The sequence below is a fragment of the Amphritea atlantica genome (genome assembly GCF_018860855.1).
In the GTDB taxonomy this organism is placed as follows: domain Bacteria; phylum Pseudomonadota; class Gammaproteobacteria; order Pseudomonadales; family Balneatricaceae; genus Amphritea; species Amphritea atlantica_A.
On record NZ_JAHKQE010000042.1, the window covers coordinates 33,447 to 54,865 of the forward strand.

General features: G+C 49.0%; 23 protein-coding genes. 12 read left to right on the forward strand and 11 right to left on the reverse strand.

Annotation, left to right across the window (positions count from 1 at the left end; all coding sequences use genetic code 11):
- Nucleotides 1–50 precede the first annotated feature (50 nt).
- Nucleotides 51–593, reverse strand: coding sequence for an oligoribonuclease (gene orn / locus KO512_RS17595; protein ID WP_215953631.1), 543 nt, complete (start codon nt 591–593; stop codon nt 51–53).
- Between the two features lie 97 nt (nt 594–690).
- On the opposite strand from orn, the gene rsgA reads away from it, so the two are divergent.
- The 6 genes from rsgA (at nt 691) to efpL (ending at nt 6,934) form a co-directional block, all read left to right on the forward strand.
- The gene (gene rsgA / locus KO512_RS17600; protein ID WP_215953632.1) at nt 691–1,713 is read left to right on the forward strand and encodes a small ribosomal subunit biogenesis GTPase RsgA; all 1,023 of its coding nucleotides are present in this window, start codon (nt 691–693) and stop codon (nt 1,711–1,713) included.
- An 18-nt stretch (nt 1,714–1,731) separates the two neighbouring features.
- A complete protein-coding gene (locus tag KO512_RS17605) occupies nt 1,732–3,423 on the forward strand; it encodes an HDOD domain-containing protein (protein WP_215953633.1) in 1,692 nt (563 codons plus the stop codon).
- Nucleotides 3,423–4,235, forward strand: coding sequence for a sulfurtransferase (locus KO512_RS17610; RefSeq protein ID WP_215953634.1), 813 nt, complete (start codon nt 3,423–3,425; stop codon nt 4,233–4,235). The genes KO512_RS17605 and KO512_RS17610 overlap by 1 nt, the downstream gene beginning before the upstream one ends.
- 79 nt (nt 4,236–4,314) lie before the next feature.
- Nucleotides 4,315–5,157, forward strand: a complete 843-nt coding sequence (gene asd / locus KO512_RS17615; protein ID WP_215953635.1) for an archaetidylserine decarboxylase — start codon at nt 4,315–4,317, stop codon at nt 5,155–5,157.
- Nucleotides 5,158–5,233: 76 nt separating this feature from the next.
- Nucleotides 5,234–6,268: a CAF17-like 4Fe-4S cluster assembly/insertion protein YgfZ gene (gene ygfZ, locus KO512_RS17620; protein ID WP_252735101.1), complete on the forward strand. Its 1,035-nt coding sequence runs from the start codon at nt 5,234–5,236 to the stop codon at nt 6,266–6,268.
- Nucleotides 6,269–6,367: 99 nt separating this feature from the next.
- Complete coding sequence (gene efpL / locus KO512_RS17625; RefSeq protein ID WP_126157663.1) at nt 6,368–6,934, forward strand: elongation factor P-like protein EfpL; 567 nt, start codon at nt 6,368–6,370, stop codon at nt 6,932–6,934.
- A gap of 52 nt (nt 6,935–6,986) precedes the next feature.
- On the opposite strand, the gene KO512_RS17630 is transcribed toward efpL, so the two are convergent.
- The 6 genes from KO512_RS17630 to prfB form a co-directional block, all read right to left on the reverse strand.
- Nucleotides 6,987–7,166, reverse strand: coding sequence for a hypothetical protein (locus tag KO512_RS17630; RefSeq protein ID WP_215953636.1), 180 nt, complete (start codon nt 7,164–7,166; stop codon nt 6,987–6,989).
- A gap of 88 nt (nt 7,167–7,254) precedes the next feature.
- Nucleotides 7,255–7,809, reverse strand: a complete 555-nt coding sequence (locus KO512_RS17635) for a hypothetical protein (protein ID WP_215953637.1) — start codon at nt 7,807–7,809, stop codon at nt 7,255–7,257.
- A 109-nt stretch (nt 7,810–7,918) separates the two neighbouring features.
- A complete protein-coding gene (gene ung, locus KO512_RS17640; RefSeq protein ID WP_215953654.1) occupies nt 7,919–8,608 on the reverse strand; it encodes a uracil-DNA glycosylase in 690 nt (229 codons plus the stop codon).
- Between the two features lie 28 nt (nt 8,609–8,636).
- A complete protein-coding gene (locus KO512_RS17645; protein ID WP_215953638.1) occupies nt 8,637–9,086 on the reverse strand; it encodes a hypothetical protein in 450 nt (149 codons plus the stop codon).
- 328 nt (nt 9,087–9,414) lie between these two features.
- Entirely contained in the window at nt 9,415–10,917 is a 1,503-nt protein-coding gene (lysS, locus tag KO512_RS17650) for a lysine--tRNA ligase (RefSeq protein ID WP_215953639.1), read from the reverse strand.
- A gap of 121 nt (nt 10,918–11,038) precedes the next feature.
- On the reverse strand, nt 11,039–12,133 hold the full coding sequence (gene prfB, locus KO512_RS17655; RefSeq protein WP_215953640.1) for a peptide chain release factor 2: 1,095 nt from the start codon (nt 12,131–12,133) through the stop codon (nt 11,039–11,041).
- Between the two features lie 211 nt (nt 12,134–12,344).
- Here prfB and nhaD point away from each other — a divergent pair, with 211 nt between their 5' ends.
- Nucleotides 12,345–13,808, forward strand: a complete 1,464-nt coding sequence (gene nhaD, locus KO512_RS17660) for a sodium:proton antiporter NhaD (RefSeq protein WP_215953641.1) — start codon at nt 12,345–12,347, stop codon at nt 13,806–13,808.
- 54 nt (nt 13,809–13,862) lie between these two features.
- On the opposite strand, the gene fldB is transcribed toward nhaD, so the two are convergent.
- Together fldB and KO512_RS17670 are read right to left on the reverse strand one after the other, a co-directional pair.
- Nucleotides 13,863–14,381 carry a flavodoxin FldB gene (gene fldB, locus KO512_RS17665; RefSeq protein ID WP_215953642.1) on the reverse strand — a complete coding sequence of 173 codons (519 nt, stop codon included), beginning with the start codon at nt 14,379–14,381 and terminating at the stop codon, nt 13,863–13,865.
- Between the two features lie 35 nt (nt 14,382–14,416).
- Nucleotides 14,417–14,743, reverse strand: a complete 327-nt coding sequence (locus KO512_RS17670; RefSeq protein WP_215953643.1) for a phasin family protein — start codon at nt 14,741–14,743, stop codon at nt 14,417–14,419.
- Between the two features lie 144 nt (nt 14,744–14,887).
- Here KO512_RS17670 and gloA point away from each other — a divergent pair, with 144 nt between their 5' ends.
- The 3 genes from gloA (at nt 14,888) to KO512_RS17685 (ending at nt 16,979) form a co-directional block, all read left to right on the forward strand.
- On the forward strand, nt 14,888–15,283 hold the full coding sequence (gene gloA / locus KO512_RS17675; RefSeq protein ID WP_215953644.1) for a lactoylglutathione lyase: 396 nt from the start codon (nt 14,888–14,890) through the stop codon (nt 15,281–15,283).
- A 270-nt stretch (nt 15,284–15,553) separates the two neighbouring features.
- A complete protein-coding gene (locus KO512_RS17680) occupies nt 15,554–16,360 on the forward strand; it encodes a tetratricopeptide repeat protein (RefSeq protein ID WP_215953645.1) in 807 nt (268 codons plus the stop codon).
- 181 nt (nt 16,361–16,541) lie between these two features.
- Entirely contained in the window at nt 16,542–16,979 is a 438-nt protein-coding gene (locus tag KO512_RS17685) for an RDD family protein (RefSeq protein ID WP_215953646.1), read from the forward strand.
- Between the two features lie 46 nt (nt 16,980–17,025).
- Here the strand turns inward: KO512_RS17685 and lptG are convergent, their stop codons facing one another.
- Nucleotides 17,026–18,087 carry an LPS export ABC transporter permease LptG gene (lptG, locus tag KO512_RS17690; protein ID WP_252735102.1) on the reverse strand — a complete coding sequence of 354 codons (1,062 nt, stop codon included), beginning with the start codon at nt 18,085–18,087 and terminating at the stop codon, nt 17,026–17,028.
- Nucleotides 18,077–19,180: an LPS export ABC transporter permease LptF gene (lptF, locus tag KO512_RS17695; protein ID WP_215953647.1), complete on the reverse strand. Its 1,104-nt coding sequence runs from the start codon at nt 19,178–19,180 to the stop codon at nt 18,077–18,079. Before lptF ends, lptG begins: the two co-directional genes overlap by 11 nt.
- 178 nt (nt 19,181–19,358) lie before the next feature.
- Between lptF and KO512_RS17700 the strand changes: the two genes are divergently transcribed.
- The gene (locus KO512_RS17700) at nt 19,359–20,855 is read left to right on the forward strand and encodes a leucyl aminopeptidase (RefSeq protein ID WP_215953648.1); all 1,497 of its coding nucleotides are present in this window, start codon (nt 19,359–19,361) and stop codon (nt 20,853–20,855) included.
- Nucleotides 20,856–20,928: 73 nt separating this feature from the next.
- A complete protein-coding gene (locus KO512_RS17705) occupies nt 20,929–21,360 on the forward strand; it encodes a DNA polymerase III subunit chi (protein WP_215953649.1) in 432 nt (143 codons plus the stop codon).
- The last annotated feature ends 59 nt before the right edge of the window (nt 21,361–21,419 follow it).

Sequence of the window (21,419 nt, forward strand, 5' to 3'; positions counted from 1 at the left end):
AACTATCGAATAACATTAGAGCGGTTATTAATGCTCGCTTAGCCTACTAATCAGCCTTTAAAAAAGGTTTTACGGTAATGCGCCAGCTCATTAATTGAATCAATAATATCATCAAGGGCCAGATGCGAACCTTTCTTCACAACACCATCAAGCACCTCAGGCGCCCAACGACGAGCAAGCTCTTTGATCGTACTGACGTCTAGGTTGCGATAATGGAACCAGCTTTCCAACTCCGGCATATATTTCACCAAAAAGCGGCGATCCTGACCGATTGAATTACCACAGATAGGTGATGCGCCCTGATCAACATACTGATTAATAAACGCTATGGTATCCAATTCTGCCTGTCGTTCACTAATCTGAGAATCTCGAACTTTTTGCGTCAATCCAGATTTACCATGCTGATTAGTACACCATTCATCCATTCCATCGAGCAAAGCATTCGACTGATGGATGACCAAATTTGGCCCTTCTGCCAAAATATTCAGCTGCGAATCTGTTACGATGGTAGCAATCTCAATGATCCTGTCATGCTCCGGATCCAAACCGGTCATCTCAAGATCGATCCAGATCAGGTTATTCTGCCGTGACATAGTGGTATTCCTTAGCGTCAGTACTATAAATTTAAGACTGAATAGAATACCTTAGCAGGCTGTAAAAATTCACCCCTACTCTAGAATTAGCTGATAAATGTCGAAACGAAAACTTAACCGCCGCCAAACATGGCGTGTACAAAAAATCCAAGACGAGCGCGCCCAACGAGCCGCTCGCAAAGATTCAGATATCGACCAGCAGTTAGAAGGCGGCGATCTGGGCCCCGAGCAACATGGCCAGATCATCTCTCACTTTGGCCGTCAGGTTGATGTAGAGGCGCAAGAAGGCGAATCGGCTGGACAGATCTTTCGCTGTCATATGCGCACCAACCTCGATGCCTTGGTAACCGGTGATCGCGTTATTTGGCGGGCTGGGGTGGAGTATGGCGTGGTGGTGGCCACTCAGCCCCGGACGACCATTTTGCAACGGCCGAATAACCATGGTGAATTAAAACCCGTCGCTGCCAATATCGACCAGATCATTATTACCATCGCCGTTGAGCCTCTGGCCCATTACAACCTGATTGACCGCTATCTTGTTGCCTCCGAATTAAGTGGTATTGAGCCAATTATCCTGCTCAACAAAACAGACCTGATTAATGACGACAACCGTGAACGTATAAACACCATGATCGAGCTTTACCGTTCGATCGGCTATCAGGTCATGACGGTATCATCGGTCGATAAAGAAGGTCTTGCCCCACTACAAGCCCAACTTAACGACCGTATTAGCGTCTTTGTCGGTCAATCAGGGGTAGGTAAATCATCTCTGATTAACGCCCTGTTACCGGGCATTGATCTCAAGGTAGGCGCATTATCCGAAGCGACTCGCAAAGGCACACACACCACCACTACCGCGCGGCTGTTTCACTTTCCCGATGGCGGCGATCTAATCGACTCCCCCGGAATCCGAGAGTTCGCTCTGTGGCACATCAATGAACACAACCTCCTCGATGGCTTCCGCGAATTTGCGCCCTTTATCGGCTACTGTAAGTTTCGTGACTGCAACCATGAACAAGAACCCGGTTGCGCTATCAAAAATGCGATAGAAGAGGGTAAAATCAGTGCACAGCGGGTAAACAGCTACAAACATATTCTAACTAGCCTAAATCAGAATTGACGAGGATAGTGCCGGCGGATGACCGAACAACGCAAGCCACAAAATGCTGAACAGTGGTACCTATTCCTGAGCGATAAGCAACCTCCGGTCAGGGCCAGTATGGTGCTACGATTTCAGCGTATGCTGACAGACAAAAACTGTTCGGTCATCCATCTGAGTCGCTTTATCAAAACCGATCCTCTACTGTGTTTCTATGTGGCACTCACGGCGGGCAAACTACATGGCGCAAAAAAATCTGAGATCACGAGTATTGATCACGCCATCGGCTCATTGGGTATACGAAAACTCGAACAACTGATCAACAGCCTGCCAACCGTCCGCTTAAAACCAACGAGTACCGCCCAGAAAATGTATTTCCGTTCGGTGGCGAATAGTCACCATGCGGCGATTCAGGCGCGACAATGGCTGATCCAGTGCCGTGGCGGGATGTTTGCCGAAGAAAGTTATCAAGCCGCCCTGTTTTATAATATTGGCCACTGGCTGTTGTGGTGTTTCGCCCCACTGCAAATGTCTCAGATCCAAATTTTGATCCGCGAGAAACAGATTCACCCAGAACTTGCCGAAGCCCGCATCCTCGGTAGCACCATCGATGCCATATCCAAACGACTACTGAGCCACTGGCCGATCTCCTCCTTGGCCCGAATCACCCTAGAAACGAGCTCACCTCTAAATAAACATATGATCATGCAGCTACATCAGCGGGCATTAGGCGATCCACGTTTACAGGGCAATCAACTGCGTCAATTAAATCACCTGACCCAACAAAAGTTTTTCCCCGTCAAGCTAAGCAACTGGCTAGCCTTCACCGCCAATTACAGCTGGAAGAGTGAAGCAACCCTGCACCTGATAGATATCATTAATGATTACCTGCGTGGCGAGCTCAATCACACCTGCGCACTTCTACACAAAAACTGCGCTGCCGCCGCACGCCTTTATCATGTACCCGGTACGCTTTCCCCTGCCACCGAGATGCTGATGCTACCGTCGGACCTTGCGCCTGCTTACCGGCTCACCCAGACAGATAAAAAACTATTTGCACAACCCCAGCATGGGGTCGTCTTAGCCCAACAATCACCGGATAAACCCACGGCGATATCAGAAGCTAATAACACCGACCGGACATCACGCACACACCACGACACGAATGACACCGTCAATCCCTCGGTAGCAAAGACAGACAAACTTCAGCAGGATGCCTATCAAGCCTATTTGGAGAAGTTCAACGTTCTGGGAGATTCTTACACTCAGGGCCCGCAAATTCTGACAGATCTGCTCAAGGGACTGGTTCGCGGTGTAGGCATGCAGCGTGTCGCACTGAATATTCTGCCGCCGCATAGCCAAACATTGAAAGTCGTCAAGGCGATAGGCTTTGAAGAGGGGCACCCACTACCCCACTCCACCCATCAACTGCCCCCTAATAGTTTGTTCCACCAGCTGAATAAAAAACCCGCTTGTCTGCTGATCACGCAAAAGAATCGTCAACAGGTCAATACCATGCTGCCGACCACCTTTAGTCGTTCAGTAAGCGAGCAAAATTATCTATTTATGTCACTGATCGCCTCTAATCGATCAATGGTGATTATCTATGCCGACAGAGAAGGCTTACCCAATGGGGTACAGAGTACTCACCATCAACAATTTAAAACGTTGTGTCTAGCAGCCGGACGCTGCCTTGATCAACTTTACGCATCACGCGCCGGAGCCAAATAATGAGCCTGCCACTGGTTATCTCGCCTCAACAACTGTTTAACGAATTATCCAATCCACAATTACTGATCATTGATCTATCATCAACCGAAAACTACCTCAAAGGCCATGTCCCCGGTGCGATCCAAGTCGATCCGACTCGGCTATTACGTGGCCAGGGTGACGTTCCCAATAAAATTCCCGATCTCACTCAGCTAAACCGATTAATGAGCGAGATCGGCCTAACCCCTGAGCGCCCAGTCGTCGTCTATGATGATCAAATGGGGGCTTGGGCCGGACGCATGATCTGGACCCTCAACAGTATCGGGCATCAACAGTGCTCAGTCCTCAATGGTCATCTAGCCGCTTGGAAAAAAGCAGGATTATCACTACAGACTACGCCGAATACAGCGGTCACCAGCCACTACAGCGGAACACTCAATCCCGACTATCTAGCGGACATTGACTATATTACCGATCATCTCAATGATAGTGATCATATTGTATTGGATGTTCGTTCAGCCGCTGAATATAGCGGCGAAAAAGTCATTAACGCTAAGCATGGGGGTCACATCCCCGGCGCGGTGAATTACGAATGGACCAAGGCACTAGAATCCACTGACTGTCCACAGCTACGTCCCGATGCCGACATTCTCGCCGAACTGGCGGCTCTAGGTGTAACTCCGGATAAAACCGTAATCACCCACTGTCAGACCCATCGGCGCTCAGGCCTGAGTTATCTGTTCACAAAACATCTTGGGTTCGATAAGGTACGCTGCTACGATGGTTCTTGGTTTGAGTGGGGCAATCGGGATGACACGCCCATCGAGTCCTAAACCTCGGTATGCTCAACGTGCCTAAATTCACCGGATAATACCGGTACTTTTTATACAATGTTTTTTCGGAACCCTTACAGTGAAAGATTCCCTCTTTATTCTGCTGCAACATCTGCTGCCTCAACACCTGCTGTCCCGTGCAGTCGGCTATCTGGCTGAGAGCCGCTGCAACTGGATCAAACGCCCTTTTATTAAGATCTTTGCCAAACGCTATGGGGTAAATATGTCCGAAGCCCTGATTGAAGATCTAGATCAATACGACAATTTCAACGCATTTTTCACCCGCGCACTAAAACCCGATGCACGCCCACTGGATGAGGCAACCGTGGTATCACCCGCTGATGGTGAGATTAGTCAGATCGGCACACTGCAACACGGCCGCATTCTACAAGCGAAAGGTCGAGGGTACGGCCTCAGCACACTGCTAGGTGGTCACGCAGATCTCGCCGAGCAATTTATCCACGGCAGCTTTGCCACTATCTATCTATCACCCAGCGATTACCACCGGGTCCATATGCCGATCACCGGCACACTGCGAGAAAGCATCTATGTTCCAGGCGATCTGTACTCTGTGAATCAGACTACCGTGAAAGGTGTCGATAATCTTTTTGCCCGCAATGAGCGTCTAATCACCATTTTTGATACCGAACAGGGCCCCATGGCGATGATTCTCGTCGGCGCGATGATTGTCGCCGGTATCGAAACCGTTTGGGGCGGCCAGGTAGCTCCACCGCCGAAAAACAGCTGGCGCATGGACCACCAAAAGCCTATCGAGCCGGTTATACTGCAACAGGGCGAAGAGATGGGCCGCTTTAAACTCGGCTCCACTGTAATCATGCTGTTTGGCAAAGAAGCGATAACCTGGTCAGAATCATTGAAAGCGGATGATCCCGTCCGTTTAGGCCAACAAATGGATGACTAGTAACCGTTTTCGCTAGTCACTTAGATATTCCCCATATTCACGGGAACTCACATACAACACTGTTTCAGGTTTAATTATGAGCTGGTTAAATACGCTAAATACATTAGGTATTCAGGTTAATGAGCTGGGCCATTGCCTAGTTTCAGAGACCGATAGCAGTGCATCTGTGGTGATTACGCCACTGACCCACTTAGGCTTGTTTGAGGTACTCGGGCCGGATGCTGAAAAATTTCTTCAAGGGCAACTGTCTTGCGATGTTAGCACCGTTAGCGCAGGCAAAAGCCTGTTAGGTTCACACTGCAATATCAAAGGCAGTATGGTGAGTCTCAGTCGCCTGATGCCAGTGGAAAATGGTTTCTGGTTGCGTACCGAACGTGCGATTCTCGGCACCGCTATGGCTAACCTGAAAAAATATATGATTTTTTCTAAAGCCGAAAGCCAAGACCGCTCAGATGAGATTGTCGGGCTAGGCTTCAGCGGTCAGCAAGCGGCGGAATTACTCGCCGCTCAAGGTTTCAGCATTCCGCTTAAGGATGGTGAATTCAGTGCCCATCTTAATGGTCTACTGATCCGCGTTCCTGGAGAACGTTTTGAACTCTGGCTGCCGGTTGAACAGGCCACGCCGCTATTAACATCATTAGTAGAACAAGCCTCACTATCCGATACAAACACTTGGTTGCTAGCTGAGATCCGCGCTGGCATTCCTGCGCTGCACACTGACACCATTGAAACCTTTATTCCACAGATGACCAACCTGCAGGTGTTCGATGGCGTTAGTTTCACTAAAGGCTGCTATACCGGCCAAGAAGTCGTGACACGGTTGCAACACCGGGGCAAGCTTAACCGGCCAATGTTCCGCTTAGCCTTTAGCGCAGATAACCCACCTACTCCCGGCAGCAGCATCAATACCGCTGACCGCGCAGGGGTCGGCACCGTTGTCAGTGCCGCGATGAGCTCAGCGCAAGGAGGCGAATTATTAGCCGTCATTTTGAAAACCAGTTTCGACGACAGCAAGACCCCATTAATGCTTGATGGTAACGATCAACCGCTACAGCGCCTTGATCTTCCCTACACGCTCGACCCTGAACTGTTTGAACGAAAAACACACTAAACATCAGGCGCGGTGGACGTATTATTTTCGCCGCCCCATTTTGTCCAATGATGGACCTGATGATATTATTCACCCATTTTTATTCTGGAACCCGTTATCATGCCAAAAGCTAGTGAAATAAAAAGAAATGCAGCAATCGACATTAATGGTGAAGCTTACATTGTTCGCGATATCGAGCGCTCAGTCCCTCAAGGACGTGCTGGCGGCAGTCTCTATCGTATGCGCATGTACAATGTTGCTACCAACGCAAAGATCGATGAAACCTTTAAAGATTCAGATATGCTGACACTGGCCGATCTAACCCGCCGTGCAGTGACATTCTCTTATTCTGATGGCGATGAGTATGTCTTCATGGACAGCGAAGATTATTCCTCATACAGCATGAACAAAGAGAACATCGAAGATGAACTGATGTTTATCACCGATGACCTGCAAGGTCTGCACGTGATGATAGTGAATGATGCACCGGTTGCTCTCGACCTACCTGGCATCGTTGAACTGGAAATCACCGAAACCGACCCATCCATTAAAGGTGGCTCGGCAACGGCCCGTACAAAACCGGCAACCCTGTCGACTGGACTGATTATTCAAGTACCAGAGCATATCTCTACCGGCGATCGTATTAAGGTAAATGTCGAAGAGCGCAAATTCACCGGCCGTGCTTAATACCCACCAAGGCTGCAAAAAACCGCTCATTGTAGCGGTTTTTTTCGGCCTGTCATTTCTGCTTATTACCGCCGCAGCAGTGCCGCGACCGATTCATCCAGTGACGCCATGAAAGTTTCAACCGACGCGGTATAGTGGACTTACCCAATTCAACATTAATAGCGCTATGAGACAGATCAACCATCAACACCTCTGCCCGCGCACCTAACGACTTGGCTTTATGAACAAACAACTGAGCTTGCTGACAGGGAGCATCCGGACGCTTTTCTGAGCACACCTCAAAAAGGAGTGATTTTTTGCCGTAGTTAAAACAGATCACATTAGTGGGCGACTAACGTTCGTCGCAGACGCAACCCTGGACCTATCTGCGTATCAGGTTGGCCGGTCTGCAATATCACCAGTTCGCCATCAACAAAATCCTGCTCCATCCCCAACATAATGGCGGAGTCGTTATCGAGATGCAGTACCAGCAACGCATCGTAGTTAAGTGATTCAGACGGCACATTCAAATCAGGCGCAATAACATCAATCAACTCACGTTGCTCATAAATATCGATCGATACAAGCTTCGCCGCGGCGGGCAGGCTAATCCAACTACACTGATCTGGCCTAGGCATCACAGCCTCAACCTCGGCAGCCGCTAAGCAACCGACGGTAAAACCGTCACTAAAGGGATGTCGCGCCACACTGATCTCAATCCAATGCTCATCATCCAAACGAAAACGTAACCAGCAAGCTCGATTCATCTCCTGTCCCAGACAGGTATGTAGCCCACCGGCCCAAATCTCATCCAGACGTAACTCAAGCAGTTTAGATAGATGGGCCTGCGCCTCACTATTCAGGTGAAAGACTTTCAAACGCACAGTATCGGTCATAAAACGCCCCTTAAGTCGCCACTCAAAAACTCATAACATAAACAGCAGCTTGCGCCGCAATATTCGATTTAGACAGCCTTGCTCATTATCGTCATTGAGACCATGATGCCTAACCACTAATGGTTGCTGGTAACTGCCAATCGATCAAGCCTCGCCCCTGCGCTAAGAGGTAGTCATTCGTCTGACTAAAATGTCGACAGCCAAAAAAGCCGCGATAGGCCGCCAACGGTGACGGGTGAACCGACTTCAACACAAGGTGACGCTGCGTATCGATCATGGCACCTTTTTTCTGTGCATAACTCCCCCACAACAGAAATACAACATGCTCACACTGTTCATTGACCGTGGCGATTACTCGATCGGTAAACAGCTCCCACCCCCTTCCCTGATGGGATGCCGCCTGGGAATCTTCTACGGTTAACACTGCATTGAGCATCAACACCCCTTGTTCTGCCCAGCTTTCCAAATAACCATGACTGGCGGGGACAATGCCTAAATCACTGTGCAACTCTTTATAAATATTGACTAGCGAAGGGGGTATTTTGATACCGGGCCGCACTGAAAAGCAGAGGCCATGCGCCTGATTAGGTTGATGATAAGGGTCTTGCCCTATGATAACGACTTTCACCTGATCCAACGGTGTGGTTTCCAGTGCATGAAACCATTGATGAACAGGGGGATAGATTCGCTTCTGGGCGGCTATTTCCTGCTGTAAAAACTGTGTTAACTGCACCATATAGGGCTTAGTAAACTCAACTTCTAGCCACGGCTGCCAACTGGGTGCATTGTTTAACGTCATCACCAGATTATCACTCATTCAATTATCCCTAATTATCGCCGCTATCACGAACTTTCGCATGCGTATCACCCTGCCATATATCACGCGTGAGTGTTTTGCCATAGATCACCGAGTAATAACGAACCTTACCGGGAGCATGAGAGATCAGACCCGAAATCAGGATCACAACAATATAGATCCAAGCGTCCGCTTGATTAAACCAATATAAACCACTCAGCAGCAACAGCACTTTTAATACCACCAGTTGCCCTCGTAACTGATACAACCAGATCGAATCAACATACAACTCTTTAGCCGCCATCAATATACCACTGCCAATCCCGAGGATCATAAAGGGCCACCAAGCAGCTTCCGGCTGATCAAACAGATAGGCGCCCGCCAATCCGGCGATACCCACTAAATGCAGAGAGCGCAGCACAATGCTGAGCCAACGTTTACCGGGCAGATGTCGTTTATGTTGCGGTATTAACCAACTCATACGCCGGCTCCTCATTATGCGGTTAATGCTGTTATCAGATTCATGCGCCCGCGGCATACGCCTATACAAGCGCCTGTCCATCGCCGCTCCTGCGCATCCCTGCGCCTGCGGCATACGCCAATACAAGCGCCTGTACATCGCCGTTCCTGCGCATCTCTGCGCCCACAAGCGCCTGTACATCGCCGCTCCTGCGTATCCCTGCGCCCGCGGCATACGCTAAGACAAGCGCCTGTACATCGCCGCTCCTGCGCATCCCTGCGCCCGCGGCATACTGCACGTCCTGTGCATAAAAAAGGCTGCCCTTGGGCAGCCTTGATATGCAGAATGCTTAGCTTCGAGGACGCATAGCCGGGAAGAGGATAACATCCCGAATGGAGGCGGAATCGGTGAACAGCATCACCAAACGGTCGATACCAATACCTTCACCGGCGGTTGGTGGCAAACCGTATTCCAGTGCGTTGATATAGTCTGCATCGTAATGCATCGCTTCATCATCACCGGCGTCTTTTTCAGCCACCTGAGCGCGGAAACGCTCAGCCTGATCTTCAGAGTCATTCAACTCGGAGAAACCATTAGCTAGCTCACGGCCACCAACAAAGAATTCAAAACGGTCGGTGACAAACGGGTTGGAATCACTACGACGAGCCAGCGGTGAAACTTCGGTTGGATACTCAGTGATAAAGGTTGGTTGCTGTAGACGATGCTCAACGGTTTTCTCGAAAATCTCGATCTGAACCTTGCCCAGCCCCCAGATCTCTTTCACATCAATATCCAGACGTTCAGCGATTTGGCGCGCGGCATGATCATCAGCTAACGCTTCAGCGGTAATATCATCGTTATAGTGCAGGATAGAATCAAATACGCTCAGACGGGTGAATGGCTTCTCTAGATCGTATTCGAACGTTTCCAGCACTTCACCATCATCGTTACGCACGGTGTTTATAATCGTTGTCGTACCCAACACTTTCTGTGCCACGGTGCGCAACATATCTTCCGTCAGATCCATCAGATCGCGATAATCAGCATAAGCCTGATAGAACTCAATCATGGTGAACTCAGGGTTATGACGGGTCGACAAACCTTCGTTACGGAAGTTACGGTTAATTTCGAACACTCGCTCAAAACCACCAACAACCAAGCGCTTGAGATACAGTTCAGGCGCGATCCGCAGATACATATCTCGGTCCAGCGCATTGTGATGGGTAACAAAAGGTCGAGCTGTTGCACCACCGGGAATCACTTGTAACATCGGTGTTTCAGCTTCAATAAAGCGTTTTTCAGTCAGGTAGTTACGAATACCGGCCACAATTTTAGAACGCGCTTCAAAAACCTTTCTAGAGTCATCGTTCATGATCAGGTCAACATAACGCTGACGGTAGCGTGTCTCGGTATCCTGCAAACCTTTATGCTTATCAGGCAATGGATTCAGGTTTTTAGTCAGCAGTTCATACTCACCCAGATCAACATACAGATCACCTTTACCGGATTTATGCAGCACACCGGTCACACCAATGATGTCGCCTAAATCCAGAGATTTAGCAAAAGGACGCGCTTCTTTATTAACATAAAACTGAATTCGGCCCGTCATATCCTGAATAACACCGAAAGCACCACGGTTCAGCATCACTCGACCAGCAATGCTAACCGTAATGCCTTCTTCTGCAATCTCTTCCTTCGATTTATCACCATGCTGATCCTGCAAATCCTGTGCATAACTATCACGACGGAAAGTATTAGGAAAAGCGTTACCCGCTTCACGCAGCGTGTTTAGTTTTTCACGACGCTCTGCAATCAGGCGGTTTTCATCTTGCTGCTGGGTGTTATCAGACATTTTATGTTGAACCTTCAATGGTTAAATCTTTAATTCATGGCGATCTAGTCATATGACAACAGACAGATCCCGTCGTTTTTTCGTCATAACTGAATAGTTTCAGCGTTACACAGGTGTTCGTTTACAGGCCCGCTTTTAGGCTGGCTTCAATAAACTGATCGAGATCGCCGTCCAGCACTTTATCGCAGTTACTACTCTGCACACCGGTGCGCAGATCTTTAATGCGCTGATCATCGAGTACATAAGAGCGGATCTGGCTACCCCAACCGATATCCGCCTTACTGTCTTCCTGTTCTTGTGCCGCTTCCGAGCGTTTCAGCATCTCCATTTCATAGAGTTTTGCCCGCAGCTGTTTCATACAGGTGTCTTTGTTCTGGTGCTGTGAACGCTGACTTTGGCTCTGCACCACGATGCCGGAAGGCCCGTGGGTAATACGCACGGCGGACTCCGTTCGGTTAACGTGCTGACCACCCGCGCCGGAGGCCCGGTAGACATCCACCCGCAAATCAGCTGGGTTGATATCGATATCAATGTTGTCATCTATTTCAGGGGAGACAAACACCGAGGAGAAAGAGGTGTGGCGACGACCGCCGGAGTCAAAGGGTGACTTACGCACTAACCGGTGAACACCGGTCTCGGTCCGCAGCCAACCAAAGGCGTATGGCCCTTGAAAGCTGATAGTCGCCGACTTAATACCCGCCACATCACCGGCAGAGCATTCCACCAGCTCGGTTTTGAAACCTTTATCTTCACCCCAACGCAGATACATCCGCAGCATCATCTCGGCCCAATCCTGAGCCTCTGTACCACCGGAGCCGGCTTGAATATCGAGATAAGCGTTGTTGCCATCGGCTTCACCGGAAAACATGCGACGAAACTCTAACTGATTCAGCATCGCTTCAAGGTTGGCGACTTCCGTGCGGACTTCCTCAACGGTGTCTTCATCATCCTCTTCAACCGCCATATCCAGCAGCTCTCGGGCATCGGTAACACCACTGGTCAGATCATCGATGGTTTTTACCACCCCTTCCAGCATTGCACGTTCTTTACCTAACGCCTGTGCACGTTCAGGCTCACTCCAGACAGCAGAATCTTCCAACTCCCGATTTACCTCTTCTAGACGCTCCTGCTTCTCTGGATATTCCAGATAGGCACGCAGAGTCTCAGTACGTTCGGTAATATCTTTCAAGCTATTGGTGATCGGATTGATTTCCATCGTATTCGCTTAACTCTCTCTATCTGCACGGGGAGCACATCTTGGCTCCCAGGTTGTACGCCGGAGTGAAATGGCCGTTTAAAAAAGCAGCACATTTTACCCGATTACCCGGCACCTGTGTATCCAATGAACTGAAAAAACTCGACTTTACCTCCCTTTATCAGCAAGAATCAGAACAGATATCGCTAACTTAGAGACAACCCGAAACAAAATGCGCCGCCTACTCATACGACTCAGCTCTCTTTTCACCGTTGTTGCCACGCTATTTCCGACCTCACTGATGGCCGCTGAGACCACGAATGACGTAGCGCTACACAGCCACAGTTTTATTGGCATCACTTGCGTGTGTATCTTCCTCATCAGTTATCTCTTTGTGCTGGGCGAGGAGTTTTTTCACCTACGAAAATCGAAACCGGTGATTGTCGCCGCAGGGCTTATCTGGCTGCTAGTTGGTCTGGCTTATACCCTGGAAGGGGACAGCGAAACCGCCGCTATCGCCTTTCGACATAATTTATTGGAGTATGCCGAACTGTTTTTCTTTCTACTGGCGGCGATGTCGTTTATTACCATGTTAGAGGAACGCCAGGTGTTTGCCGCACTGCGTGCATGGCTCATCTCCTGCGAGCTCACTCTTGTACAGATTTACTGGGCCACCGGCGCACTGGCCTTCTTCCTGTCACCCATAGCCGATAACCTATCGACCGCTCTATTAATGGGCGCCGTGGTGATGGCCATCGGTCAACAAAGTGTAAAATTCATCGCCGTCGGCTGTATCAATGTGGTGGTAGCGGCCAACGCCGGTGGAGCCTTTAGCCCCTTTGGGGATATCACCACATTGATGGTCTGGCAAAAAGGTATTATTCCCTTTGCGGATTTTTTCAGCCTGTTTATTCCGGCCGTGATTAGTTGGCTAACCCCGGCCATTATCATGTCGCTAACGATCGAAAAAGCCCATCCGACCCCAGAAAAGCGGCAGCAAAAACGACATATGAAACCCGGCGCAGTGACTATCTTGGTGTTATTCCTGCTGACCATTATGCTGGCTGTCGTCAGTAATAGCCTACTCAATCTCCCCTCTGTACTGGGAATGATGACTGGACTGGGTATTTTAAAACTCTACGGCTATTACTTAAGTCGATTTGAATCGAATATCCGTGATACCGGCCATATTTATAACCATCATATCGACAACCTATCAGACATCCGGCAAATGAAAGGCGATCATACCGACGTTATCCGCCGCTTTGATATTTTTCAGGTGGTGGAGCGCTCCTCTTGGGATACGCTGATGTTTTTCTACGGTGTGGTACTCTCCGTGGGCGGATTAGCCACGTTGGGCTATCTTGGGCTGCTGTCTGATCTAGTGTACAACAACCTAGGACCAACACTGGCCAACAGCTTGATCGGTGTGCTGTCGTCTCTGATCGACAATATCCCCGTGATGTTTGCCGTCCTGTCGATGCAACCGGATATGTCGACCCATCAATGGCTGCTTATCACCCTCACCACAGGCATTGGTGGATCACTACTCTCTATCGGTTCAGCGGCAGGCATCGCCTTAATGGGACAGGCTCAAGGGGTTTATACTTTTTACAGCCACCTAAAATGGAGCTGGGCGATCGGACTCGGTTACCTGCTCAGCATCGCGGCCCACTTATGGATCAACGGTTTTTAGGTCCTGTGAAATTATTCAACGGTATCGACCGTTGAATCGAATCATTCAACAACTTTAAAGATCAAAGGCCGCTAGCACTTCAGGAACCCAGCGGGCCACGCGATCGGCAGTCAGCTCATTCTGACAGTCTTCATCTAACCCCAAGCCGACAAAACAGTCTTGCTCTTCGGTCAACGCCTTAGACGCCTCAAAGTTGAACCCCTCTATGGGGAAATAACCACACATTATCGCACCACGGCTCACTAATTTATCGTGCAACGCCCCCATGGCATCCAAAAACCATTCGCCATAACCTACCTGATCACCCAAACCAAACAGAGCACATTTAACACCATTTAGATCAAGTTCATCGAGCTCAGCCCAAACATCCGACCAGTCTTCCTGTAGCTCACCATAATCCCAAGTCGGAATACCAAAAATCAGGTAACGATAATCCGACACACCCTCTAGCCCTTCGGCTGCTAACTCATGTAGATCAACACGATCAAAACCAATATGTGTCGCAATTAGTTCGGCACAACTCTCTGTATTGCCTGTTGTTGATCCGTAAAAAAGACCAATTTCCTTACTCATTACATCTCACTTAATTCATCAAATCTGAAAAACTATTATTTCGGCGCAAACGCATCAAAGGCACTATTCGCCAGTTGTTCAACGGATTCGCGAGCCATCTTAAGCGCTTTAATGTTCCGATCATTCGCTTGTTTTAGCGTTTCCTCTAGCTGCATCGCATAGGCTTGCTGTGATTGGATCAAATCATCTGTCGACGAACAACTTTGCATCTGCCGAGTTTGGGCAACGGTCGCCTCAATACAGGCCTTGGTACACATCATCTGCTGACGCGTCAGCTCTTCTAACATTTTCGTTTGAATGTTGACCAATTCTTTAAATGGTCCCAATGATTGATTTACGGCTTTTGACATATCTTGAAACATAACAGTATCCTTGCTCGCCATTCTGCCTACTGATGAAAGATTACCCATGGACCGGTCTTAACAAGCCGCTGATGGATTAATTTGCGCTGGCAGAGGGATAGTTTACGATGAATTACTGTCAGGCCACAAACAGGAGAACACAAAATGAGACTATTACACACCATGCTCAGGGTGACCGATCTGCAAAAATCGATCGCTTTCTATACCGAAATGCTTGATATGAAACTGTTACGCAGTAACGATTTTCCTGACGGCAAATTTACTCTAGCGTTTCTTGGCTATGGTGATGAAGCAGATTCCACCGTCCTCGAACTCACTCACAACTGGGAAACGGACAGTTATGAAATGGGTAATGCTTATGGCCATATCGCTATCGAAGTCGATGATGTCTATGCGGCCTGCGATAAAATAAAAACACTCGGTGGCGAGGTGGTCAGAGAAGCAGGCCCAATGAAGCACGGTTCCACGATTCTAGCCTTTGTGCGTGATCCCGACGGTTATATGATCGAGCTGCTCGGTAGCAATCGTTCGCTAAGCTAGCCTTTCGCTAAGACTCATTATGCCTGCCTATCTAGGCATCGACGTATCGATGCCTACTTTTACCCACTCATCAGCAGACGTTATCAAAATCATGATTTTTTACCTCTGATAATGTAGAATGCGCCCAACATTAGATTCTGCTAATTAACCAATTAACTGACCTGCGCCAACAGGGCCTGCCAAAAAGATCCGTTTTGTCCCTATCAACAACGGAATACAGGTCTATAATAGGCTCCAAATTTTTACCTTTAATCATAAGGGCGCAACTCGATGAGTAAGAAACTACTACTGGCCATGACCGGCCTGCTACTGACTCTCAACACAGCCTCTGCCTATGCCGCTAGTTTGGCAAAAGGTATGAAAGCCTTTGAAGCCAAAGACTACAGTACGGCAATGAATGAGCTGAAGCCTCTTGTCAGCGAGAATAATCTCGATGCAATGAATCTAGTTGGCCAGATGTATGAATTCGGTCTAGGTGTTGATGCCAATGAACAAGAGGCGGTCAAACTCTACAACCGCTGCAGTAACCAAGGCCATCTAGAGTGTGTTAACAGCCTTCGCGCCTACAAAGACAAAGGTTATAAAGTTGAACTGAAAACCGTTCAACCTAATGCTGAAGCCGGCGATGCCACTGCACAAAATCGGCTCGGCGAAATGTATGAGTTTGGTTATGGCCTTAACCGTGATGCATCACAAGCGATTAAGTGGTACCAACTTGCTGCCGATCAGGGACTGGTCGCCGCACAATACAACCTCGGTCGGGCGTATAACTTTGGCACCGGTGTTCAGCAGGATTTTGCTCTAGCTGAAAAATGGTATCGCAAAGCAGCCGAACAGGGTTACATGGATGCTATGTTCTTCCTCGGCGCCCTCTACTCCAACGATCACGGTGCCGACGCTAATCAACAAACCAACATCATCGCCTATGCGTGGCTGCAAAATGCACTGGAGCTGGGCAATCGAACAGCGACGGCGATTCAATCGCGTATCGTCATGAAATTATCTGATACCGAGCTGGCCGAAGCTAAAACACTGGCCACTGAATACAAAGAGAAGTTTGTCACGCCATTCAAATAAGGCTCACTCAATCACGAAAAGCCGAGCATTACGCTCGGCTTTTTTATGCCACCGACAATAACATCGGGGTGCATTTTGGTGATATAGTCGGCAACAATTTATTGGGTTCAGTAATGGTATTAACACCATACAATCCAGCCTTAACCGTACACATAATTAGTAAGAGATTGTAATAATCGACATGAGCATATCTTTCCCTGAAGTTGAAGGCGAACTACGCCAGCCCAGCCTAATGCGCCGTTTTGCCGCAATGATCTACGATGGTTTTCTGGTTGTTGCCATCTGGATGTGTGCCGGTTTTGCGGCGGTAGGATTGAACCAAGGTGAAGCGGTGAGTGGACCGATATTTCAGTCGGTGCTGTTTTTACTGACTTTCGCCTTTTACGCCTATTTCTGGGTCAGACTGGGACAAACACTGGGGATGCAAGCTTGGAAATTAAGAGTGCAAACGGTCGATGGTCATCATATTAGCCTACGACAGGCTCTTATCCGCTTTATGACCGCGATCGTCTCCTTAGCCTGCTTCGGTTTAGGCTTCTTCTGGATGCTATTCTCCGCCAACAAAGCGACTTGGCATGACAGCTTCTCAGAAACGCAGATAGTCTTATTGCCTAAGTAGCTCACATTGGTGAAACACTCAAACATTCAGCAACGAGCGAGGGCTGCTACCCCGCTCGTTTAATCAGCCAGCCGCCAAGAGTCATACAGATCAATATTGGCACCAGTGCCGACCAGACCGGATCAATACCGTAGAGACTACTCAACGGCGCGAGAATATCCTGACTAATCTTAAACGCCATCCCGACCACGACCCCCGTAATGATACGCTGTCCAGTGGAGACACTTCTCAGTGAGCCAAAGATAAACGATACCGCCACCAGCACTAAACCGATAATCGCCAATGGCTGAAACACCTTGCGCCAGAAACTTTGCATATAGCGATCATTATCCAACTCTTGATCGTCCAAATATTCACTATAGCGATACAGCTCACTGGTAGACATCTCCTTCGGTTTAACCAGCAACACTTTCAACCGCTGCGGGGTCAACTCGATAGACCAAGGCTGGGCGTCATAAACGTTCGTCTGTGTCTGATCATCCAAGAAGCGGGTTTCCACCACATCAGTCAATAGCCAGACGCCGTTGTCATAATGGCCAGACTTAGCATTACTGCTATAAAGTAGATGGCCATCCTCCGCCAACGCAAAGCGGGTTATACCTTGAATATCCCCCTCTGGGGTCACCACATTAATATGGATATACTCGCCGTTTTCACGATGCCAAACACCGGTACGGGCAGAAATCGTTCCCTGATTAAGATGCTGTGCGCGAATACTTTCAGACAGTGCACCGCTATAAGGGGCAACATATTCCCCGAGCAATAATGCCAACAGTGAAAGCAGAACAATCGGTTTTAAGACCATTCTCACCAGCCGCCAGACCGAAATGCCCGCTGCTCGCATCACGGTTAACTCACTGCCACTCGCCAGTGCACCCAGCCCCAGCAAGCACCCGACCAAACAGCCCAACGGCAAAAACTCATAAAAAGCCGCCGGCATATTTAATGCCGAGTAACCCAGCATAATCAGCAAGGTATAGCCCTCGGTGAGCTCGGACATCTCGTCAATGACCTTGAACAAGAAATCCAGACCGACGACGATCAACATCACCACCAAGATACTGACTAAAACCTGCCGACCGATATAGCGATCTAACTTAAGCAGCATGCTGGGTTCTCCCTCGGCTTAGCAACTTTTTCCAAGAACCATCCAGATACAGCAACCCCATCGCCAAAGCAAAATACAACAGATGTACCAGCCAGAGCAGTATCACCGATGCGCCATCACTCTCAATATATTTACGCACATTGGTTAACAGCATCAGATAGGTCATATACAGGAGAATCGAAGGTATCAGTTTGGCATAACGCCCCTGTCGAGGATTGGTCTTGCTCAAAGGCACTGCAAGCAAGGCGACAATCAAGGTCAGCATTGGCAGAGATAAGCGCCAGTGAAGCTGAGCCCGTTCTGCCGCCGAACCATCAATCAGATCGACGGAGGGTAACGAGTACAGTTTATTGACCTGCTGTATCGGCTGTTGATCCGGCAACCGTATGCCATATTCTTCAAAGGCTATCTGTCGATAATCAGCCTCACCGGGGTTGCCCTCATAACGATAACCATTATCGAGCACCAGATAACGAATACCGGTTTCCGGGTTGGTATAACTACGGCCTTTATCAGCCACCACCATCACCGCTTTCTCTTTACCTCCCAACGTGACTTTTTCGGAGATAAACACACCATTCATTGTGCCACTGGCTTTATCCAGCTTTTCAATATAAGTCACCCGATTACCACGGGGCATCGACTGAAAGCGACCTTCACTTATCACATCAAACTCACCGATATTGCGCTGTTTCTGCAGCATAATTTCGGTCATATTTGCCCCCAGCGGCGATAGATATAGACTCATGCCACCGACCAACAAGGCACAAATAACCGCTGGCCCTAGGGTGTACATTGTGAGGCGCCGCTGACTCATACCGGTCGCCTGTAACACCACCATCTCACTTTCAAGATATAGGCGACCATAAGACAGCAAAATGCCTAAAAACAACCCGAGCGGCAAAATCAGCTCAAGAAACCCTGGCAGACGGAACAAAAGGTAGTAAAATACCGCTTCCATCGGAATTTCTCCGGCTGCAGCGATACTTAAGTAACTGATAAAACGACCACTCATGATGATAAGCAGCAGCACTAATGTAACTGCGGCCATACTGATCAGCACTTCTTTGGCCAGGTAGCGAAAGATAATCAAACTGCCATATCCTGTGTTATTGCCGGTAAAGAATTCTCTCTGATACCGAAAACGGGGTTTTGTTTCTGCTGCATTAGGATAAAATCCCAGTATCAATTTAAAGTCGGTTCAACATCAACACCTGAACCGGTGCGTCATTATCTTATAAACCAGACACGATGTCTTGTGTGGAGAAAGCATGGAATTTGAAATAGTTACCGGGTCAGTAGAGTCCCTTGAAACTGACTGTTTAATCGTTGGCGTATCCCCTGATGGTGAGCTGGCTCCCTCTGCAGATCTGATCAATAAAGCATCTGCCGGTTATCTGAAAGATGTGGTCGCCGATCATCAAGGCAAATGCGGTGAAGCCCTACTGCTGCATAAAGTACCCGGTATTAGCGCTAAGCGAGTATTACTGGTCGGTCTAGGCAAGGCCGATGAGCGTAGTGACCGCAATCAGCTAAAAATCATCAAAAGCGTCATGAGCAATGTGAAAGCGATTCGTTGCAAATCCATTGTAATTGCCTTGGATGGTATGGAAAGTGCTGATCAAGATCTCTACCGTCAACTGCGTCACAACACCGAGTGGGCCAGCGCTGAGCTGTATCAATATGATGCAACGAAGAGCAAAAAAACCGACGCCCTCAGCCTAGAAAGCATTGGTTTTCTGTTAAGCCATGACAATGCTGAGCTTGGCGAGTTCTCAATCAGCGATGGTTCTGCTATTGCTAATGGTATTGATACTGCCCGCGAACTGGGCAACCTGCCCGGTAATATCTGCACCCCAACCTACCTAGCAGAAAAAGCCCTGACGTTGGCGCAAGAGTGCGAAGAACTCACCACGACCATTCTCGACGAAGATGAGATGGAACAACTGGGTATGCACTCCCTACTATCAGTGGGTAAAGGCAGTTCAGAAGCCTCTAAATTGATCGTCATGGAATACAAAGGTGGCGAGCCAGATCAGCATCCCCACGTCCTTGTTGGTAAAGGGATCACCTTCGACACCGGTGGTATCAGCCTGAAGCCGGGCGCCAAGATGGATGAGATGAAGTTTGATATGTGCGGTGCCGCCAGCGTCATGGGCGCTATGGAAGCACTGACTCAACTCGGCCTCGATCTAAATGTCGTTGGTATTATCGCTTCTGCTGAGAATATGCCATCCGGTAATGCCTCTAAACCGGGCGATATCGTTACCACCATGTCTGGTCAAACCGTTGAAATCCTCAATACCGATGCGGAAGGTCGCTTAGTACTGTGCGATGCACTCACCTATGCCGAACGTTTCGAGCCAGAAACCGTCGTTGATGTCGCGACGCTTACCGGTGCCTGCATCGTTGCCCTGGGTAACCATGCGACCGGTCTGCTCTCCACCGATGACCTGCTAGCGGATGATCTATTAGCCGCCGGTGAGTTTGCTGCGGACAAAGCATGGCGTCTGCCGCTGTGGGATGAGTATCAGGAACAGTTAGACAGCAACTTTGCCGATATAGCCAATATTGGCGGCCCAGCCGCGGGTACCGTGACCGCGGCGTGTTTCCTTTCACGCTTTACTAAGAAGTACCGCTGGGCGCACTTGGATATCGCCGGTGTCGCTTGGAACAGTAATGGCAAAGCGAAAGGGGCTACCGGACGTTGTGTTCCTCTACTGTGCCAGCACCTGATCGCTCAGGTTGACGATCTAACTGAAGAGTAAGCGAGCCCAACCTATCAGCGGTATTAACAACCCGCTGATAGGTTAATCCTTCCGCTGCAAAGAGTGAGCACTTATGAGTCAGGCTGATTTCTATGTTCTGCCAAATGCCGAACCGGAAAGCCGTAACGCATTTCTCTGCCGCTTGGCCGATAAGGTTTTAGGGCGCGGGCTTAACGTCTTTATCCACGTCGCTAACGAAACCGAAGCCAACCGTCTCGATCAGTTGCTATGGGACTATCGCCCCGATGCATTTATCCCCCACGGCATACTCAATCACAAACCCAGCGCCCCCGTACAGATTGGCTGGGAAGATCAACTCCCCTCACACCGAGATGTCTACATCAATTTAGGGCTCGAAGCCTCCGATGAAACCCTCAAGTTCGATCGCATCCTCGAGATTGTGATTCAACAACCAGACATCCTCGCCGCCACCCGCAAAAACTTCGCGTTATACAAACAAAACGGCATCACCCCGAAAATGCATGATATGCGACCCAAAGGTTAGTCATTAAAGCCCTCGCAGGGTTCCGGTGAGCTTTGCGAACCGCACCAGCTCAATAAAAT